This window comes from bacterium (genome assembly GCA_035528375.1).
Classification (GTDB): domain Bacteria; phylum RBG-13-66-14; class RBG-13-66-14; order RBG-13-66-14; family RBG-13-66-14; genus RBG-13-66-14.
The window spans coordinates 1-3,532 of the sequence record DATKYS010000139.1 but is presented as its reverse complement, the minus strand read 5'-3'; the positions used below and the strand labels follow the sequence as shown (position 1 = coordinate 3,532).

Sequence of the window (3,532 nt, the reverse complement as noted above, 5' to 3'; positions counted from 1 at the left end):
CCCATCCCCTCTCCCACGGGGAGAGGGGGGCCCAGACCCTCACCCCAGGCGCACGAGGAAACGGCACCGTTCGCCGCCCCGCAGAATGGTTTCGAGCACCTCGACCTCCACCGGCCCCCCGGTGATCCCCTCCCAGATTTTCGCGTGCCACCCCGCCCCGCAGCAGCAGTAGAAATCGGGTATCTCAACCAGGGCGTGCTTGACCAGCGGGCAGTAGCAGCCGGCGACCTGCCTGTCGTGGGGCGTCTTCGCGTTCTCGTACCCCGCCGGGTCGCACGGACGCTTGGTGACCCGAATCTCGCCTGCCTCCCTGACGAAGGGCGGGTAGACCGAGGCGCCTCCGAGGGAGCGGTCGGCGCGCATCGCCGCCAGCACGGCGTCCACGTCACCCGTTTTCTCGAACAGCCTCCGCATGGCGAGTATCGGCTCCTCGCCGAACTCCTCGGTGAACTCGCAGCCGAATCTCTCCAGGATTCCGCATCTCGTTGCCGGTTCCGGCACGAGCTCCGCCAGCCGCTCCATCGCGCCCCGGACCCACTCCGCCATCGCGGCGGGCTCGAGGTCGCGGATCCGGTCCGACCCGCGCATCACGAGACGGCGGGCATCGCCGCCCGCGCGGAGCTCGATGTTCACGGCCCACTTCTCCAGCTTGTCCTCCAACCAGTCCATCGCGCCCCCTTCGCACCCCGACCGAAAAAGGGACGCCGCGACGCCCCCTTCGCAACCGTACAATCGGTAACTTACCTGGCGATGACCAGGCGGGTCGTCTGGCGCTCCTCGCCCACCGAGAGGCGGACGAAGTAGACCCCCGCCCCGGCGCTCGTTACATTCCAGACGACCAGATGGCTGCCGCCCGTGGCGACGCCCTGGGCCAGGGTCTCCACCCGGCGCCCGGAGAGGTCGTAAACGGATATCTCCAGCGCCTTGCCGGCGTCGGCCGGCGAGATGGAGTAGGAGAGGGTGGCCGACTCGCGGGCCGGGTTCGGGTACGGGGCGTCCAGCACCGTCCGCACGTAGCCGCCCGGCAGCTCGTGAATCGTCAGCGGGCCGAAGGTCACCGTCTCGCCGTAGGAGTCCACCACCTCGAGGTAGTAGCGGTCGTCCAGGGCCGGGTCGGTGACCAGCCAGTGCGAGGCTTCCGCGGGGAGGAGCCGCTCGTTCAGCCGCACCCGCGCGTCGTCGCGCTCCCGCAGGAGGTTCGCCCCGGCGTAGCCCTCCCCCGGCGTCCAGGACAACAGGATGCCGTCCGAGGCGTCGTCGTAGTGGAAGTCGGCGACCAGGGCGCTCGACTGCATGACATCCACGTCCTCCACGGCGCTCCAGGCTCCCCAACTGAAATCGTTCCCGCCCCGCACGCGGTAGTAGTACGTGTCGGGGTCGCGGCCCTCCACGTCGAAGGAGGTCTCGGTCAGGTCGTCGCCCAGGGTCGTTATCACCGCGTAGGTGTCCACGGGGTAGATGTCGTCGAAGTAGATGCCGCCCGAGTGGGTGTAGGTGTCCGTGACGTAGCGGAAGCGGAGGTAGCACGAGCCGTCGGCGTAGTCGTCCAGGGAGTGCGTGTACTCGGTCCAATTGGCCAGATAGCCGGTGAACATGCGCAGGCGGTCCCAGACGACGCCGTCCGCCGAAGCCTCGACGTAGGCGTAGTCGTAGCCGGTCTCGATGTTGTACCGGGCCCAGTAGGTGAGCTCGTCGCCCGGGGCGACCGTGAGCGGGCCGAGGGAGGTCATCCTGGCCGAGTAACCGTCGCCGTCCCCGGACCAGAAGCAGTAGCTCCCCTCGTGGGGGCTGGAGGCGGATTGCTCGAAGTTGACGTTGTCCCAGTTGTCCAGGCCCTCCTCGGCGCCGTCGCCGGTCCGCTCGTAGCCGGTCATCTCGTCGAGCCGGTAGTATTCCAGCACGCCGTGCTCGTACTCCGGCATGGTCCAGCTCACCGTGTAGTCGCCGTCGTCGTCGGTGTCCATGGCGTCAATCACCGGGGCCGGCAGGGGGCAGATCATCTCCGGGTTCTGCGCCAACAGGCACATGTCCAGCATCGCCGGCAGGTTCTCTTCGAACTGCACCTGTACCTCGCTGTACGGCGGCTGGAACTGCGTGCCCATCTCGAAGGTGAAGCCGAACAGAGGCTCCGCCAGGAGGCCGTCGCCGTCGGCCAGGTGGCTCCCGTACTGCCAGTCGCAGGCGTCGCCGTTGGTGTTGTAGAGCGCGTAGCTCGGCTGGGCGGTGTAGCCGTTGTAACCGGCGAAGAGATCGGCCATGGGGGCGTAGATGTAGTTGTGCTCGGTCACGTCGTCAATGTAGCCCCAGGGGTAGAGGACGAGCTGCGCGTAAGTGTGGAAGTTGATGGCGCCGACGACCGGGTTGCCCGCGTCGGAACGGTCCGCGTAGAAGTGCATCATCGTCTGGGTCTCCGGCTCCGAGCCGGGGTATGGACCACGGTAGGTGATACCGCTGGGGTCGGGGTCCGAGCCGTAGTCGTCGTAGCCCCACTTGTAGGTGTAGTTGCGATTGTTATCCACGCCCCAGGTGCCGTCGCCGTTGTCCCGCCGGTTCTTGCGCCAGTTGTAGTAATAATCCCGCACGTACTGGTAGCCGTCCGGGTTCACGATGGGCACGATCCAAACCTCGCGGTTGTCCACGATGTTCGTCACCGTCGCATCCATACCGTAGGTCTCGCACAGGTACTCGGCGAAGCGGTACACCAGCTCGTGGGTGGTTATCTCCCGGGCGTGGTGCAGGCCGTTGAACATGACGTCGGCCTCGTCGGGCTCGTCGGTGGCCACGTTGTCGGAGATTTTCAGCCCCCAGAGGTACATGCCGTCGTAGGTCGGGCCGATCCCGGTTTCCGTGGAGAGGTCGTGCAGCTCGCAGATGGCCGGGTAGTCGGCCGCCAGCGTCTGCATCATCGCCAGCATCTGGTCGTAGGAGTGGTACTGGTCGGGATCGGGGATGTTGGCCTGCTCCTCCCAGAAGGCCCGCGTGGCCGCCTCCACGTCGTCTATGAGCACGTCCTGCTGCGTGAGGCCGTAGTAGTAGAGTTGGTCGCGATCGGCCTCGTCAACGAGGACGTCCGCCGCCACGCCCCACACCCACCCCGCCACGTCCAGGGTACCCCAGGGCACGTTCTGTTGCAGCTCCCGGGTCAGGTAGCATCGGACGAGCTGGGTCTTGGCCGCCGCGGGAAAGACGAGGGCGGCGATGAGAAGGAGGGGAATCAGTCTGCGCATGGTTCCTCCAGGAGGGGGCGCCTTCCGGGCGAAACCGCCCCATTGTAACCTTGAATAACCTCTCAGGGGCGAACCTAGCATAAAAAAAGGGCCCCCGCAAGCGGGCCCGCTTTTTTCTTGCCTTCGCGCCGGAAGGGTGTATATTTAAGGGTGGGTTGATCCCTCTTCCCAGGTTTAACCGTTCAAGTGGATTGAAACGTATTTAAGTGAAATGAGGCTACGATGAAGAGGCTTTTTTGCGTGGTTTTCGCGCTGGCGCTGGCCGGGGCGGCCTCCGCCGGCGAGTGGCACTTCGAGATTGTGGA

Annotated in this window: 2 protein-coding genes; both read right to left on the bottom strand. The window is 66.0% G+C overall.

Going from position 1 to position 3,532, the window contains the following annotated elements; genetic code table 11:
• Positions 1–39 precede the first annotated feature (39 nt).
• Positions 40–669: a hypothetical protein gene (locus VM054_11650; protein ID HUT99712.1), complete on the bottom strand. Its 630-nt coding sequence runs from the start codon at positions 667–669 to the stop codon at positions 40–42.
• Positions 670–740: 71 nt separating this feature from the next.
• Positions 741–3,227: a M14 family zinc carboxypeptidase gene (locus VM054_11645; protein ID HUT99711.1), complete on the bottom strand. Its 2,487-nt coding sequence runs from the start codon at positions 3,225–3,227 to the stop codon at positions 741–743.
• Positions 3,228–3,532 lie beyond the last annotated feature (305 nt).